This window comes from Mycobacterium sp. NGS11, from assembly GCF_059813315.1.
Genome location: NZ_JCALEJ010000035.1, coordinates 26275 through 40669, shown reverse-complemented (window position 1 = coordinate 40669; position 14395 = coordinate 26275). Strand labels below are relative to the sequence as shown.

Here is a 14395-nt window from a genome sequence, read left to right as displayed (position 1 = left end):
GCATGATCTCGTCTTCTGGTTCGATGCGGCCACAGGCTCGTTGCCGATCAACCGGATGGCCACGCTCAACTTGCATGCAGTGTCGAACTTTTCAATCAGGACCGTCCCACTGCTGCGCGGCGCCGTGCTGATCACGGGTATGTGCGCCGGTCACCCCGCGGGGCTGAGTTCGGCTCAGATCAAGGCTCTGCGCAACGAACACGAACCGGCGTGGCTCGCGGGATGGCTCATGCATATCCGCATTGAACAAGACACGCGGCGACGCCGACGTCATCGTTGAGCCCTTGCCCCGGGCGGCGTCACGGCCGGGCTGGCTGGCTACAGATAACTTGTCGGTCGTCTCTGCGACGATGACTGAGTATGGACACCATCGTGATAGCCACCGGAATGCCGTTTTTGCTGGCGTTCCTCGATCAGCACATCAATGAGGTTGTGCGGCTGTGGGAATCGTGGGTCGACTCTGGCGAATTGGTGCCGGCACGCTACGAACACAGTCAACGCGACGCGGTCATGCGGTTGCGTCCTGCCGTGCTGGGCGCCGTGGAATTTGTACCGAATGAGCCCGGCGGACGGCTTTTCCAGGACCGCGTGTTGTATACCCTGCCCGCCTTGGTCAGGGCCGATCAATCTGCGGATTTGGCCCCTGAACATTCCCACTACTGGACGCTGCAAATGAAGGGATTCGCGGCCACGCCGGAGCCGCTTGCCAAGGGCCGCACCGGTTTGGTGCTGGGGCATTGGGAGTTGGGCCGGCTTTAACGGGAACGCGTTGAGCGTCCCTTGGCCGGGCTGCTGTCTTCGGCGAGGTCGGCTTGGTCAGGTTGAGGGCGACTTGCACGCGGCTGACCGGTCGCGCCGGACCCAGGACCGGCGGGACTGTTGGTGGGCGGCGGCTTGGGGCTGGTGGCGCCGGCGCGGCCCGCGACGGGCGTTGTGGGGGGTTGGGCGGGGTTGCGGGCGGGGCTGGCGTGAGGTGCTTGGGTGGCTGTGCCGGTGGCGGTGGGCTGGGCGCTCCCGCCGGGGTTGTGGTCACGGCGCTGGTGGTGGACGACACGAGTGGCGACTGCGGCGCCGGCGACGACTTCGGGTGCCGCGACGGCGGCGCCGGCTTCTCCGGCCATCACCGCCCCGTCAACAGCAGCCGAGGAAGTTGCCGCAGCGGGTGTTTCGGACGTGGCCGTAGCACCCGGTGTCGAGGCGGGGGTCGGCGCTGTTGGTGTGTGATGGCGGGCGCGGCCGGGCGAGGGTGGTCGTCCGCCGGGTGGTCGACCGTTGACCGGGGTGCCAGTGAGGGGCTGGTCGGGCTCATCAGGGGCATCGGTGGGGTCGTCGCCGGCGGTTTTGGACCAGGGGGCGCGTGAGTTGAGCTCGCGGGCTCGGTCGTAGGCGTCTTGCCCGCGTTGGTAGCCCTCGCGGCTTCGGTGGCCGAGATCGCTGATGGCCTGGGTGAAGTCGTGGCGGGTGTGGTCGCCGAGTTCACGTTTGAGCCACCAGAACACGCCGATCGCGACCGCGGAGACGATGGCGATCATGAAGAGTCGGGCCAGCGGGTGGCTCATGCCGACCTGATCGGCGTAGCCGCCGCGGGCACCCATTTTCAGGACGATCATCGCGGCCATGGAGATGTAGGTGGTGTAGGCGAACACCAGGGCGGCGTGTTTGAAGAACATCTTGATACGCCGGGCGGCGCGCCGCCGCGGGTGGCCATGAATCATGGCGGGCGCGGCGACCACGATGGACAACAGCGCGTTGACGAAGGCCGCGCAGCACACCATGACGTAGCTGTAGGTGACGTAGCAGACGAAGAAGGCGAAGACCGCCCCGAGCAGGCCATAACAGCTGCCTAGGGCGAGGTTGGCGCCGCTGAGGTGTTGGGCGAACGACAGGGCCTGTGGTGCCCCGCAGGACGCCATGGCGTGGGCGGGACCGGCGAGGTCGCTGCCGTCGTGAGGGGTGAGCATGGCGGCGGTGTAGGCACCCCCGCAGGTGCCGATGTCATCGACGGTGGTGCCGAAGTTCATCAGCTGCAACGGCATCCGCACCGTGGCGTCGGCGATGAGGCCGGTCAGGTGTTGCAGCTGGGCTTGACCGCCCCCGGTGGTGATGGAGCCATTGTTGAACGCCGCCTGGGAGACGCTGAATCCGAGGTTTCGGCCTTGGGTGAGCAGCCCGTTTTCGTTGTAGAGGTCAGACAGTGGGTCATGCGTGAGCACGATGCCCAGGACGCCAACAGCGATGGTGGACAGCATGATTCCCGATCCGAAGCCTTTGCGGCCGTGCCACAGGATGTGGTATGCGCCGACGCCGAGGCCCAGCATCAGGCAGATGGGAAAGACCCACAGATCGGCCAGGATGACTCGGATGGTCTCGAAGATGGGACGAAACCAGGTGGCCAGCCACAATAGCCAGGTGTTGGACATGGCGAACCGCAGCAGCCACAGCGACATGGCGATCATGAAAATGTAGATGCCGGCCTGGGCTTGCAGCAGTTCCACGATCAGCTCATGGTCGAGTCCGACTGTGACGGCGTTGGCCAGCCAGCGAGCCCAGCTCGACGGGTCGACGCTCAGACCCGGGCCAGCTTTGGTGATGGCCTCGCTGGTGCTGACCACCGACAGGTAGTAGCTGCCCACGGGCACACCGTGGCTGTCGGTCACACCAGTCCAGTTGAGCGCACCGGCCAGGGTGGAGGCAGCCGCCGGTGGCGCGCCGGCGAGCGCGGCCGCTGCCAGGGTGTGGGTGAGGAGCCAGAAGGTGGTGAAGCGGCGCAGCCGGGGTCGGATGGCCATCTGGTAGCCCAGGTATTCGGCGGCGCGTTGGCTGAATGTGGTTGGCGCGGTGGTCATGCCGCGCGCCCGGGGGTGGTGTCGTAGGCGTGGTGCACGGCGGTGTCGGGTTCGCTGGCGACCCAGATGGGGGATTTGCGGCGGAACTCGTCGACGAAGAATCCGTAACCTTGCCGCCCAGCCCGGTTCGGGCCGGTCTCGGCGGTGGGGCGGTCGTCGAGCTCGTCGAAGGAGGTGGGGTCGCGCATCTCTTCGGGGGAGGGCTGGGCGAGGAAGAATTCTTCGATGTCGGGGTAGTCGTCAAGGCGGATGCCGACTTTGGCGGCGACTTGGCGTGCCAGTTCTTCGTTTTCGAAGGGCATGATGAGCTGCTGGGTGATGAATTCATCACCCATGAGGGCTAGGTCTTTGATGGGGTTTTGGGTGATGATCAACAACCCCGTGTAGTGCTTGCGAGCGCGGCGACTGATCAGGTGTGCGTCGTCGGCGCCGGCGCGCGAGTTGAGTAGCCCGGCGGCCTCTTCGAGGACGATGAGGCCAAAGCGGGTGCTGTCGGCGAAGAATGTCACTCGAGCTAGCCGCACGAGCATGCCGTAGATGGCTACCGAGGCGCGCTTGCGGTCGGAGAGTCGCTCGTAGAGGTGGGGGGTGTTCATTTCGTCGGCGGTGGGAAGATCGAGGCTGCCGGTGAGCCAAATCGTGACGTCGAGTGTGGCCAGGTCGGGAACGGGCAGCGTGGGGTCGAAGATGGCTCTTGTGAAGTCGTGGGTGGCCCACGATTGTAGGGCGGCGCCGATGGGTGCGAGGTCGTCGGCGAGTCGGATGACCTGGGGGGCGCGGTCATCGGGCCCGGTGGTGGGGGCTTGGATGTGGCTGATGTATTTCATGAGCGCGGCGGTACTGGTGATGCCCAGGGCTGCCGCGACGTCGGCTTGCAAGATGGCGCGTAGGCGGCGAACCGCGACGCTGTGCGGGTCCAGGCTCATCATCGGAATCATGTAGTCGAGCCAGTAGCCGCCAGCGAGACCAGGGGGAAAGACACGCAGTGGGTCGCAGCTGAACTGGTTGCCGGCCATGTCGATGACCGCCTTGTTGGCGACGTCGACGAGGGCTTTTTGCCATTCGGTACCGGGGTCGACGATGAATGCTTGTGCGCCGCGCTGGATTTCGCCGCGGGTGATGCGTTTGGCGGCATAGGATTTTCCGTATCCCAGCGCCCCGCTGCACACCAGGCAGGGGTTGCGGTTGCGGCGTGCGGCGGCGGGCAGGTCGAGCAGCACCGCACTGTTGAGGGCGTTGTTTCTGTTGAATCCCAACAGGATTCCGGTGCTGTTGCCGACCATGGAGGAGGTGAACGGCACGAACCGTGACCACTTCTTGGTGGTGGTGGGTTGGGTGAATTGGTCGACGGTGGTTTCGTGGGTGGGTGCAGCGGGGTTGAAGGCCGCCCACAGTTTGGTTTGGGCGCCGCGATAGTGGCGGATGGCGATTTGGCCGGAGGCGGTGAGTTCTTCGCGTAGGCGTTTGATGCTGTAGTCCAGCGTTTCGTGGTCGGGCGCCCCGACGGCGATGAGAAAGGCGGCGTGCAGGGGGCGTTCGTCGATGTTGGCTTCGAGCTGGCGGCGGTATTCGGCGAGTTGGCGCAAGGTGGCGATGAGTTCGGCGTCGCCGTTGCGGACGTCGCGGCGCTGGGTGAATTGGTCGTCGATGTTGCCTTTGGCGCGGTCGTTGCGCACGAATTCCATTTCGCGGCTTAGCGTGACGAGGTTGACGGCGAAGTCGAAGGTGGCGCCGGTGTCGAGGTCGTCGAGGGCTTGGAGAAATTCCGAGCCGGGAAACACGATGCCGGCCTTGGGCATATCCACGACGGGCAGGATGGCTTGATAGCTGTCGGGATAGGTGCCTTCGGGGCTGGACACCCGCAGGGTTTTGCTCCACGAGGGGATACGGCGGATGCCGGCGCTCCAGGCCCCCATCGCCGCCGCGGCCAGGGCGACGATGGGGGCGGCCAGCGCGGGTCCGAGCGCGGTGCCGCCAGCGGCGCCCGCCAGGGCCAGGGCGGCGGCGATGAGGCGCAGCGGCAGTACGCGCCCACCGTGGTGGTGTTGGTCGCCGTCGTCGAACACTGCGGCCGGCAGCGCGGTGGTGTCGAGCTGGCTGGTGGTGTCGCGCCGTGGCAGGGGGCTGTTGAACACTCCCCGCCAGGCGTTGTGGCGCCAAAACCAGGCGATCATGTTCGCGCTGACGGGTTGTGGACCGAATTCTTCGGGCAGGGCGGTGATGATGTCGTGGGCGAGGCGTTGGTAGGCGGCCACCGAGTCGTCGGAGTCTTTGTCGCGGCCGATCACCCAGTCGCGCAGTTTGGTGGCTTGGCCAACAGGGCTGTGCCCGGCCCGGCCGGCGTCGACGGGCATCGCCAGCCAATAGATGCGGTTGCGGGGGGTTTGTTCGGCGATGACGGGCGCCATCTGCTGGCAGGCGTTGATCCAGGGGGGTTTGTCGAGGTGACCGTCGAGCATGGCGCGTAACAGTTGGCGCTGGTTTTGCGGCACCGAGAGCCCGAAGATCCAAGTGCCGGCGGGGATTTCACGGGCGAGGGTTTGGTGTCGGTCTGCCACCCCGATTCGGCGTTTGGTGGATTGCAGGTAGTAGGGCAATCCACTGATCAGGTAGTGGGCGTATACGCCGTGGCTGGTGAAGCTTAGGTTGCCGATGACGGTTCGTGGCGGCGCGAGCAGCGGATCGGTGGAGCTGCTGGCCAGGGCCGGGCGCAGGGCCCGCCAGGCGCTGGCCACCCGAAAGCGCAAGGTGGGCCGGCCGCGGGGCATGAGGGCTGCGGTGCCGCCGGCGGCGCCGGTCGCCAACAGCCCGCAGATCAAGATGGACCGAGCGTGCCCGGAATCCAGTGCCAGGATGGTGAATACGGCGGTCAGGGCGGTGCCCCCGTAGAGGCTGATCGCCACCCACAGCCGCAGCGGCTTCTTGAACAAGATGTCGGTGTAGACGGGGGTGTCGTGGACGCCTTTGAACAGCTGGGCTGATTCGGTCACGGGCTTTCCTCAAGCGTTGTGCCTGCCGACCGCAGAGCGGCTCGGCACTGAAAGGCAGCGTGGCGGTTCGGGTTACTGGCCGAATTGTCCGGTGGTGATGCCGGTGCGGTCGACGGTGTGCTTAGTCGAGACGTAGATGGCGTAGCCCGAGCCGACGATGACGGCGACGATGACCGCGGTCAGCGCCCAGCCCACGGTGGCGCCGATGCGCCCGCCGAAGAAGGAGCCGGCAGCGCGTGCGCCGCCGGCGAGCAGGATGAACACAACCAGCACACCCACACCGATGGTGTAGAGGGAGTGGCTGCCCGAAACCAAGTCGGTGGCTGCCAGAAACGTTGGGGCCGAAGCGATACTCATGTCAGATTTCCTTTCGTGGTTAGTGAGGTCACAAGGGCTTGCAGAAGGGGGCCGACGGTGATGGCGTGGCCGGGTCCGGCGGCCAGCATGAGTGCGCCGCCGGCGAGGGCGACAAGGAGCAGAGCGGTGAGGATCAGCGCGCGCAGCTCGCGGTGCATGAGTCGAAGCAGCCGCAACAGCAGTGTGACGGAGACGATCGCGGTGGGAATGTGCTCAAGGCTCATGGGGTCCTCTAGCGCGGCGCGGCGGCGGTCGGGATGACGGGGGTCAGTTCGGCGCCATCGGCGAGCAGGGGCGCATAGTCGAGGCTTGAGACGCTCCAGCGGCCGCTGGTGACGGTCAACACGATGGGGTAGTCCAGCTGCAGCGGGGCGTATTGGCTGGTGACTGCGTTGACGGTCGCGAGCACGTGCACGGTGGTGCCCTCGGCGGGCACATCGTGGTCACCGAGGCTGTGGTTGGCGATGAGTTTGATGACTTGGGCGGATCGATAGTCGGCCGCGGGCAGCAGCCCGGAACTGGTGGTGACGTAGCGTTCCAGCCCGCCAGCCCCGGTCAAGAAGCTGGTGATGAATCCGGTGACAGTGGCGAACGCTGGTGAGGTGTCAGCGACCGCGGTGGAGTATCCCAGCGGGGCGTCAGCACCAGCGCCGGGCCCGTTGACCCGGGCCGGTAGCGCGCTGGCCCGCAGGCCGTAGTTGCTGTAGACGACGGGCAGCCGATAGTAGGCGGTGCGGGGGGTGGCGGCTTCAAACGCCCGCTCGGAGACAGTGATCACCACGCTCCACTGTTGGGTGGTGCCGGCGTCGCTGACCAAGGTGACCGCAGAGACCGCGGGGGAGGTCACGATGAGCGCGGGGGTGGTGGGCAGCTTAATCGGGTCGCGCAGTGACCAGCAGTCGTGCAGCACCTGTTGGTGGGATGCGGTGGCGGTGAGCCAACGGGTGACGCAGTCTTGGGCGTAGGAGCCGACCAGGGCGGTGCGGTTGACGGCGCTGCGCGCGGGCCCGGCGACGTCGATGGGGTTGTTGAAGATCCAGCCCCAGATGGTGGCGATGGCCACCACACTGCACGATCCGAGGCCGACGACGAGGCCGGCGCGGCGCAGCGCGTTGTGGGTGCCGTCGAGGCGTTTGCGCCAGGTGTTGGTGAGCATGGTGGGCGAGACCTTTACTGGGGCGGGTGGCCGAAGATTTTGATCGACGACACGGCGAAGGTGTTGTCGGCGGGGTCGGTGTGGCTGGGGTCAGCGGGCAGCCCGGGCAGTGCGGGAGTGCTGGTCGGCGTGGGGTCAGCGGGTGCCGCCGGGGGACCCAGCACCTCGCCGAGCACCCCGCCGCCGGGGGCGGGGCTGGTGGTGGTGTCGGCCGGTGCGCGCCCGGTTTCTTGGACGAGCATGATGATGCGCGATGCCAGCACGCCGCGGTTGGGCATGGGTTTGGTGGCTTCGCCGTGCACGCTGCCGGTCTCTTGGGGCACCGCGGTGGGTGGGGCGTCGTTGAAGCTCCATTGCACACGGGTGAGCACGCGGTGTTGGTGCCATTGGTCGGCGCCGGAGGCGTCGGCCCCGACCCAGCCGGGGGTCAGGGAGACGGCGGTGACGACCATGGTGCGGCCGAGATTGATGGTCAGGAATTGGCCGATGTTGCCGCCGGTGACACACACCCAGGCTTGGGTCGGGTCGGCGCCGGCCACGGATTGCGCGGCTGTCGAGCCGGGTAGGCATCCCACCGCTGTGGCGGTATAGGGGATGGTGGAGTCCTGGTTGTCGGGCGCCGCGGTGGTGCTCGACGGCGCGGCGAGAACACTGAGACGAGTGCTGGGCTGGGGTGGCTCACTGGTGTGTGGGTCGCTGCGCATGGCCAGCAGGGCGCCGCTGACAACCAGGGTGGCCGCTACGGTGGCGGCGCCGAAGCCGACAGCGATTCTCTTGTTGTAGCGCGGGCTGCGTGCGGATTCTTCAGCACTACGTGCGGCGTCGTCTGTGTCGCTGCTGGCGGTGAGCTGGTCGACCAATTCCGAACCTGGCAGCGGTGTTTCGTCGCCATCGGGTGCCGCGCTGGTGCCCAGATCATGGTTGTCAGCGCCGTGGGTGTCGGGCTGATCATCGCAGTCGCTGGGCCCGTCGCGATCAATGGGTGGGTCCTCGCTGGGCCGCCGCACATCAACGTGGTCGGCACCGTCGTAGGTGGTGTCGTCGACGTCGATGGGGTCCCCGGCTGGTGCCGCATTGAGTGTGAGCGCTGGGTCGTGGTCGTCGCCGGGCGCGCAGCGCGGTTGACCCTCCAACTGCGCGGGCTGCTCACCCTTGATGGCGCTCAGGTCGTCTCCGTAGATGTCGGCGAGGAAACCTTCGGTCGCCGCGATCGTGTGATCGCGCTGGTGGTCGATCGGGGTTTTGCTCATGACACGCTCCGCGGCGCCAGGGCGGGCCGGTGGCGGCGGGCCGGGACAGCTGCTGAGGACATCTGCGTTGGCGTGCCCCGGACCGGGTGGGGTTGTGTCCGGGCCGAGACGGCCAGGTATCCCGGGGCAGGGTGCGAGCAGCGGGCCTTGCGTCGCCGACGCGCGATGCTCACCAGGGCAGCAGCGGTCACGCCCGCGATCACCGCACTAGCAAACAGATGCTGGGTCACGAAGATCACCGCCGTCATCACGGTGAAAACGGCTCCCATGATGGCGATGAAAGCGACGCCGAAAACCACGCGCATCCACTGACCTCCTGTCCTTACGGGTCAGCCTAAGGGGTGCAGTAACGGATATTCCACGGCCGTAGCGAAATAACTTGATCGGTTGTTACCGTCTTTTGTGTGAACGCATTCCCAGCAGACGGAGTAAGGCGGCTGCTCTTTTTCGTCGAGGACCGTCTGGCGCAGCTGCGCTGGACGCGCGAGGACCTCGCCGCCGCGGGCGGCCCAGCCCCGTCAACGTTGTATAAAGCCGCCGAACGTGACGGTGGGCTGGCGCCCAAGACGCTGGCACGCCTGGATGTGGCGCTGGGGTGGCAAGAAGGTTCCGCCCAGCGGGTGCTGGCCGGCGAGAGCCCCGCAGTTCGCATATCAGAGCAGATCAACCTGTGTGCAGCGGCGATCAACGCGGCGCGTCGCGACGCCGAATGCGGCGGCGTCTCGCGCTGCGCGAGCGAGTTGAAAAACTTTTTGATGGACGTCGCGCAGCGCCTTGACGACTTTTACACTGAGCCTGTACGAGCCGTGGGGGATGCTGCTGATGCCAGTGCCTGCTGATCGGTTCGACGAGATCCGCCGCAAGTGGATCGCCCGTAACCAACGCACGTTTATATTCCAGAAAAGGCGCTCAGAAATTCTCGCGCGCCAAATACGAGACCGTGATACCGCAGCCACCGGTGCGCGGGTTGATCCCGCCGACGATGATGTTATTCACCCTTGGTATGCGCGCCCGATTAAAACGTCGTACGCAATGTTCGATGCGATCATTCTTATGTCGGCAGCGGTATTGGCGCCGCTGGGCTGGCCGGTGGGCAAGGCCATGTCGGTGCGTGTGGTCCAGCTAATTCCCGGTGAGCTACGCTCGTACCCGATCGCCGCGTTCATGTGGGCGGCGGTAGTGGTTGGTCTGCCGCTGCCGCTGCTCTATGAGCCCGGTGATTCCTTGGTGTCAGCGGCTGTGGCGCCGTGGCTGGTGGCCCAAATCCCGGCCGCGCTGCTCACCGCCGGCATCTACGGCATTTTGGAAGGCTGGTTGGCCGTGGACGGGGCCCGTGATTGGTGGCCGATGCGCCCAGCCGAGGAGGTCGACGACATCGATTTCGGCTTCCTACAGCCCGATGATCTCACCGGGCCAGGGGTGTTTCCCACCCGCCGCGATGCGCCACCCGGTGACCCGAGCCCGATCCGGAGGTTCTAGCGATGTATCGCCCGCCGTCTTCGCCGTACTGCGGATTCAGCCGTGACAGCTCGACCCAGCAGCTTTCGGTTGCCGAGGGTGCCTGCCATCTGCTGGTCTCTGCCCCCACCGAAACCGGCAAGACCCGCGGAGTCTTAGCGCCGGCGGCGGTGTTGTGGGGCGGGCCTGCGGTATGCGTGTCACCTAAAGATGACCTGCTGTGGCTGGTATGCCAACGCCGTTGGGGCCCAAAACAAGTGATCGACTTGCGCCCGGACTACTCGCCGGTCTACCCGGCCGATGCGCAGGTGCGCTCGTTTGACCCGACCGCGCTGATCAGCACACCAGACCAGGCGGTGACTGCGGCCAACACCATGATGCAGATGTCGGCGGTCGGGCTGGGCTCGAGCATTGATCAGGTCTCTGATGCTGGGATCTGGGAAGCCAACACCGAGGGCCCGCTGGCCGCGATGCTGTACGCGGCCTCCCCTCGTGGGCACGGCAAAGGCATCGAATGGGTGCTGCTGGCCGTGGACAACTTGGAAAAAGACGACAAGGACCCCGACGCGCCGGGCTGGCACAGCGCCGCGCGTCAGGTGGCCAGCCAGCCGCTGTTTCGCAACGCGCTGATGCGCACGCTGGCCATGGAGCCCAAGCAGCGCGACAGTATCGCGCTGACCATGCGCAAGGCGGTCACCCCGTGGATGCGGCTGGGGCTGCGCGGGGACACCGCACCGTGTTTCGACGATGCGTTTCTGTCTGACCCGGATGCGACGTTGTTCATCCTGGCCCCCGCCGAAGGGTCGATCGCCGGCGCGGCCGTCACACTGCTCGACCACCTGGTGCGCAGCTGGCGCGGCAAAACCGCGCGCAAGGAAATGCTGCACCGGCTGCTGATGGTGATTGACGAGGCCACCAACGTGGCGCCGATGCCCGCGCTGCGCCGCTATGTCTCAGAAGGGCGCGGGCTTGGCGTCAATCTGGTGCTCGCCGTGCAGGCGTCCTGCCAGTTCGACACCGTCTATGGCAGCGCTTATGCCCGCGAGCTGCGCGCCACCTTCCCGGCCGCGCTGATCATGTACGGCGCTGACGAGATGGAAATGTTGCAGCGCGGCGAACAGTGGTCACGTGAGACCACCCGCCGCCAGGAAAGCTTCGATCAGGCCACCGGCGGGAAAACGTTGTCCTCTCAGCTAGGTCCCAGCCTTGACTACCGGCGACTGCTTCCGCAAAACCGGGGGCAAGCCCGGCTGCTGCGCCGCGGAACGGCAGGCATCACCACCGAGCTGCCCGACTGGCCTGACTTCCTCACCAAATACGACCGCGCAGTGAAAACGCTGCTGCAGGCTGACCGGGCCGCCGTGGATAAGCCCAGCACCATGTGGGAATGGATTGTGGCACGCCACCGCCGCGCCGCCGAAGCGATCGCCCAGTGAACGCCGAGCAGTTACGCGAGCATCTCGTCGCGGTTTTGGCTGACGCGAATCAACCGATGTCGACCACCCAAGCCCGCCTGGCTGTTACCGAGGTGTGCCGCCGGCGTGGCCGCCCCGTGGTGGCCGAAGAGGTCTATCGCGCGCTGGTGATTTTGGCGCGGCGCGGTGTCGTGCGCCGCGTCGCAGAGCAGCCTGGCCGTATCACCCACTGGGAACTGACCCCCCACCACCTACGGCGTCCTCGTCAGGTCGCGGCGGTGTTGTCATCGACTGAAAGCCGTGGCGAAAGTGAATGATTCGCGTAAGTTCCCGTGGCTTGGCGGCCTGCTGGCGGCCGTGCTGATCGCTGTGGCGCTAATCGCGGTGGTTGTCCAGGGCACATGGCAGGTGGTCAACGATTTCGCCACCCATGTCGCCGACACCATCTACCAGCCCTGAACCAGTCCGACAGTAGGGAGGCTGCGGTGATCACATCGCATGGCCGCGCAGCAGACAGTCGCGCGCGGCCCAACTGCGTTGCCCGGCAGTCGAAATGACGACGCCGCTGCCGTCGCCTTCGGATACGGCACCGCCACATGTCTGCCATGCCCGCGGCTGCGATGTCGACATCGAGCCGCGGCTATTCATGTGCGCACATCACTGGTCTCTTGTGCCTCCTGCGCTGCGTGAGTCGATCCGATCGACCTATCGGCCCGGGCAGGAAGTCGACAAACAGCCCAGTGCGCAATACCTTGCCTTTGCTGCCGCCGCGATCGCCGACGTCGCACACAAAGAGACCCGTCAGCGCCGGCCAGGCCGTCGCACACCGTCAAAACCGGTGCAGCTGGCCCTGTTCGACATCGCAGCTGGTTCTTAAGCCCATGCTATCGAGAGCCTCACCCCTCGGGGGGAAGCGATATTCCAGAGCTATCAGCGTCGATGAGAACGCTTTTGAGTGCTGGGTGGCGCAATCTTCCTGTGAATTGGCGGTATTCGATGTCTACGACTACCGTCGGGCGTACCCAGCGGGCGCCGCGTAGCTCTGGTATCGGTGCGGCGAACGGTGTGAGGGGTTGCTGCAGGTCGCTGAGGCGCTCCATTAGGCTGGCCCGCGTGCGCGGCGTCATGCCAGCGCCCACGTGCCCGCAGTAGCGCAACTCGCCGTTGGTGTCGTAGGCCCCGACCAGCAGTGCGCCCAGACCGCCGCGGTGGGTACCGGCGCTCGGGATGAACCCGCCGACCACCATGGGCCTTCGTTGGCGGACAACGTGTTTGATCCATGCAGCCGAGCGTCGGCCGGGCTGGTAGGTGGAGTGGGCGTGCTTGAGGACGTAGCCTTCCAAGCCCAGGCCCCGCATAATCTCGGCCATTGCGTCAGTGCCGATACCTGTCCAGTACGGAGAGATGACGATGGGTGGTTTGTGCAGGCGCAGGTCGTCGAGCATCCTGCGGCGCTGCAGGTAGGTGTGCCCGGTGAGGTCATGGCCGTCGAGGTAGATGATGTCGAAAACACAGAACGTCAGCGGCACGGAGGCGAGTAGGTGGGGGCCCGGGCGCGGGGCGCGTAGGCGGCGCTGAATCAGCTGAAAATTTGGTCGAGCGTGGTGATCGAAGGCGACGAGCTCACCATCGAGGATGGCAGTCCGCCCTTCAAGGCCCGCTGAGAGCGCGTCGACGATCTCCGGGAAGCAGGTGGTGAGGTTGGTGGCCTGGCGACTGAATAACTCGACCCGCTCGGCGCATCGCGCAAGCAGCCTGATGCCGTCCCACTTGGCCTCGAAACAGTATCCAGTGGTGTCGGCAGGGGGCGGTGCGGCGCTGGCCAGCATGGGGGCTGGGGGCAAGGGAATGCGCTGCACCACACCATTATGCGTCCGCGGCCTGGCGGGACCCTACGGCGTGGACTGGCGGTCGTCGTTGTCGAAGGTGGCTGCCACGGCGTCGATGACCGGCTTGGCGGTCTGGTTGGTGAGCAGCAAGGACACTTCGCGGTTTTCCAGAAGGTTTGTGGTGGACAGGTTTTGGCTGCCGATGACGAGGACAGTCCTGTCGATCAGGATCATTTTCTCGTGGATATACAGATGCTTGCGGTCGGCGGGGTATTGATGGGTCTTGCATCCGGCGGCAGTGAGTTCATCGACGTTGTGGACGGTGGCCGGGTTGGCGGTCAGCACGATGCGGCAGGTGACGCCACGGTGGGCGGCTTTGGTCAAGGCGGCCACGATGGCGCGGTCTTTGAGTTCTTCGGTGGTCAGTTCGATGCTGTGCCCGGCGGTGTCGAGTTGCTGTAGAAAGGCGGCGCGAGCGTCAGGTGACCAGATCAGGTGGGGGCTTGGCACACCTGGTGCTGGGCGGCCCGTTGCGGCGGTGGCATAGTCGGCGTCGAAGGTGGCGGTGATGGCGGCAATGTCGGCGGGGTCGGTGTCAAGTACCCAGGCGTCGCGGCTAGACGGGTAGTACTTGGCCACGAGATTGGCTGTGCCGATTGCGGTTTCGGTGTCATCGGCGGTCAGTGTCTTTTGGTGGAAGATGGTGGCCGCGGGCGCCCATCGTACGTCGATGCCGGCTGCTTTGAGCTGGTCGTAGGCGGCCGTGTTGGTTTGGCGGCCGTGGAATGCGGCGTCGAGAATGATCTTGGTGTCTACGCCCCTGCGGTGGGCGTCGACGAGCGCGCTGAGCGCGGCGGAATCGGCCAGCTCATACATCGTCATGCGCAGGGTTCGGCGCGCCTGGCCGATGATCCCGAGGATGGCCGCGTAGCCTGCTTCGGGCTCCTGGACCAGACGGTAGACGCCGTGGGTAGCGTTCAACGCCGGCGGCGGTGGGTTGCCGGTGCGCCAAGCCGGTGAGCTGCACCCGGTCAGCAGTGCCGCCGCGGTGGCCACCGAGACGAGGCAACGCCACGCAGGCGAGGTGTGGGCGC

The 14395-nt window shown here is 66.1% G+C and carries 16 protein-coding genes and 1 pseudogene; 8 read left to right on the top strand and 9 right to left on the bottom strand.

Annotated features, from left to right (window positions below; all coding sequences use genetic code 11):
- Together AC5Y4T_RS24490 and AC5Y4T_RS24485 are read left to right on the top strand one after the other, a co-directional pair.
- Positions 1 to 280 (top strand): annotated as a pseudogene (locus tag AC5Y4T_RS24490) (hypothetical protein); the annotation flags it as partial.
- 80 nt (positions 281 to 360) lie between these two features.
- Positions 361 to 759, top strand: a complete 399-nt coding sequence (locus AC5Y4T_RS24485) for a hypothetical protein (protein WP_047323683.1) — start codon at positions 361 to 363, stop codon at positions 757 to 759.
- On the opposite strand, the gene AC5Y4T_RS24480 is transcribed toward AC5Y4T_RS24485, so the two are convergent.
- The 7 genes from AC5Y4T_RS24480 to AC5Y4T_RS24450 form a co-directional block, all read right to left on the bottom strand.
- Entirely contained in the window at positions 756 to 2846 is a 2091-nt protein-coding gene (locus tag AC5Y4T_RS24480; protein ID WP_047323682.1) for a hypothetical protein, read from the bottom strand. The genes AC5Y4T_RS24485 and AC5Y4T_RS24480 overlap by 4 nt on opposite strands.
- On the bottom strand, positions 2843 to 5836 hold the full coding sequence (locus tag AC5Y4T_RS24475; protein WP_499955881.1) for an ATP-binding protein: 2994 nt from the start codon (positions 5834 to 5836) through the stop codon (positions 2843 to 2845). Before AC5Y4T_RS24475 ends, AC5Y4T_RS24480 begins: the two co-directional genes overlap by 4 nt.
- Positions 5837 to 5908: 72 nt before the next feature.
- A complete protein-coding gene (locus AC5Y4T_RS24470) occupies positions 5909 to 6193 on the bottom strand; it encodes a hypothetical protein (protein WP_047323680.1) in 285 nt (94 codons plus the stop codon).
- Positions 6190 to 6417: a hypothetical protein gene (locus AC5Y4T_RS24465; protein WP_047323679.1), complete on the bottom strand. Its 228-nt coding sequence runs from the start codon at positions 6415 to 6417 to the stop codon at positions 6190 to 6192. The genes AC5Y4T_RS24470 and AC5Y4T_RS24465 overlap by 4 nt, the downstream gene beginning before the upstream one ends.
- 8 nt (positions 6418 to 6425) lie before the next feature.
- Positions 6426 to 7349 (bottom strand): conjugal transfer protein, encoded by a 924-nt coding sequence (locus tag AC5Y4T_RS24460; RefSeq protein ID WP_499955879.1) that lies wholly within the window; start codon positions 7347 to 7349, stop codon positions 6426 to 6428.
- Between the two features lie 14 nt (positions 7350 to 7363).
- Positions 7364 to 8599, bottom strand: a complete 1236-nt coding sequence (locus AC5Y4T_RS24455; RefSeq protein ID WP_499955877.1) for a hypothetical protein — start codon at positions 8597 to 8599, stop codon at positions 7364 to 7366.
- A complete protein-coding gene (locus AC5Y4T_RS24450; protein WP_047323677.1) occupies positions 8596 to 8904 on the bottom strand; it encodes a hypothetical protein in 309 nt (102 codons plus the stop codon). The genes AC5Y4T_RS24455 and AC5Y4T_RS24450 overlap by 4 nt, the downstream gene beginning before the upstream one ends.
- Positions 8905 to 9003: 99 nt before the next feature.
- On the opposite strand from AC5Y4T_RS24450, the gene AC5Y4T_RS24445 reads away from it, so the two are divergent.
- From AC5Y4T_RS24445 to AC5Y4T_RS24420, 6 genes are all read left to right on the top strand, one after another.
- The gene (locus AC5Y4T_RS24445) at positions 9004 to 9438 is read left to right on the top strand and encodes a hypothetical protein (protein WP_052955338.1); all 435 of its coding nucleotides are present in this window, start codon (positions 9004 to 9006) and stop codon (positions 9436 to 9438) included.
- Positions 9413 to 10078 carry a hypothetical protein gene (locus AC5Y4T_RS24440; protein WP_085293099.1) on the top strand — a complete coding sequence of 222 codons (666 nt, stop codon included), beginning with the start codon at positions 9413 to 9415 and terminating at the stop codon, positions 10076 to 10078. The genes AC5Y4T_RS24445 and AC5Y4T_RS24440 overlap by 26 nt, the downstream gene beginning before the upstream one ends.
- A 2-nt stretch (positions 10079 to 10080) precedes the next feature.
- Positions 10081 to 11493 (top strand): type IV secretory system conjugative DNA transfer family protein, encoded by a 1413-nt coding sequence (locus AC5Y4T_RS24435; RefSeq protein WP_047323676.1) that lies wholly within the window; start codon positions 10081 to 10083, stop codon positions 11491 to 11493.
- Positions 11490 to 11789, top strand: a complete 300-nt coding sequence (locus AC5Y4T_RS24430) for a hypothetical protein (RefSeq protein WP_499955874.1) — start codon at positions 11490 to 11492, stop codon at positions 11787 to 11789. Before AC5Y4T_RS24435 ends, AC5Y4T_RS24430 begins: the two co-directional genes overlap by 4 nt.
- Positions 11773 to 11931 (top strand): hypothetical protein, encoded by a 159-nt coding sequence (locus AC5Y4T_RS24425; protein ID WP_156181215.1) that lies wholly within the window; start codon positions 11773 to 11775, stop codon positions 11929 to 11931. Before AC5Y4T_RS24430 ends, AC5Y4T_RS24425 begins: the two co-directional genes overlap by 17 nt.
- A gap of 94 nt (positions 11932 to 12025) precedes the next feature.
- Positions 12026 to 12349: a hypothetical protein gene (locus tag AC5Y4T_RS24420; protein WP_499955872.1), complete on the top strand. Its 324-nt coding sequence runs from the start codon at positions 12026 to 12028 to the stop codon at positions 12347 to 12349.
- 19 nt (positions 12350 to 12368) lie between these two features.
- On the opposite strand, the gene ligD is transcribed toward AC5Y4T_RS24420, so the two are convergent.
- Both ligD and AC5Y4T_RS24410 read right to left on the bottom strand, forming a co-directional pair.
- Complete coding sequence (gene ligD, locus AC5Y4T_RS24415; RefSeq protein WP_499955870.1) at positions 12369 to 13331, bottom strand: non-homologous end-joining DNA ligase; 963 nt, start codon at positions 13329 to 13331, stop codon at positions 12369 to 12371.
- Between the two features lie 33 nt (positions 13332 to 13364).
- Positions 13365 to 14357, bottom strand: coding sequence for a phospholipase D-like domain-containing protein (locus AC5Y4T_RS24410; RefSeq protein ID WP_499955868.1), 993 nt, complete (start codon positions 14355 to 14357; stop codon positions 13365 to 13367).
- Positions 14358 to 14395: the final 38 nt, after the last annotated feature.

Bases quoted from the DNA above. Each gene is read 5' to 3' on its own strand.
- AC5Y4T_RS24480 (WP_047323682.1), bottom strand. From the start codon at position 2,846: ATGACCACCGCGCCAACCACATTCAGCCAACGCGCCGCCGAATACCTG.
- AC5Y4T_RS24485 (WP_047323683.1), top strand. From the start codon at position 361: ATGGACACCATCGTGATAGCCACCGGAATGCCGTTTTTGCTGGCGTTC.
- AC5Y4T_RS24440 (WP_085293099.1), top strand. From the start codon at position 9,413: ATGCTGCTGATGCCAGTGCCTGCTGATCGGTTCGACGAGATCCGCCGC.
- AC5Y4T_RS24450 (WP_047323677.1), bottom strand. From the start codon at position 8,904: ATGCGCGTGGTTTTCGGCGTCGCTTTCATCGCCATCATGGGAGCCGTT.
- AC5Y4T_RS24460 (WP_499955879.1), bottom strand. From the start codon at position 7,349: ATGCTCACCAACACCTGGCGCAAACGCCTCGACGGCACCCACAACGCG.
- AC5Y4T_RS24435 (WP_047323676.1), top strand. From the start codon at position 10,081: ATGTATCGCCCGCCGTCTTCGCCGTACTGCGGATTCAGCCGTGACAGC.
- AC5Y4T_RS24420 (WP_499955872.1), top strand. From the start codon at position 12,026: ATGACGACGCCGCTGCCGTCGCCTTCGGATACGGCACCGCCACATGTC.
- AC5Y4T_RS24470 (WP_047323680.1), bottom strand. From the start codon at position 6,193: ATGAGTATCGCTTCGGCCCCAACGTTTCTGGCAGCCACCGACTTGGTT.
- AC5Y4T_RS24455 (WP_499955877.1), bottom strand. From the start codon at position 8,599: ATGAGCAAAACCCCGATCGACCACCAGCGCGATCACACGATCGCGGCG.
- AC5Y4T_RS24465 (WP_047323679.1), bottom strand. From the start codon at position 6,417: ATGAGCCTTGAGCACATTCCCACCGCGATCGTCTCCGTCACACTGCTG.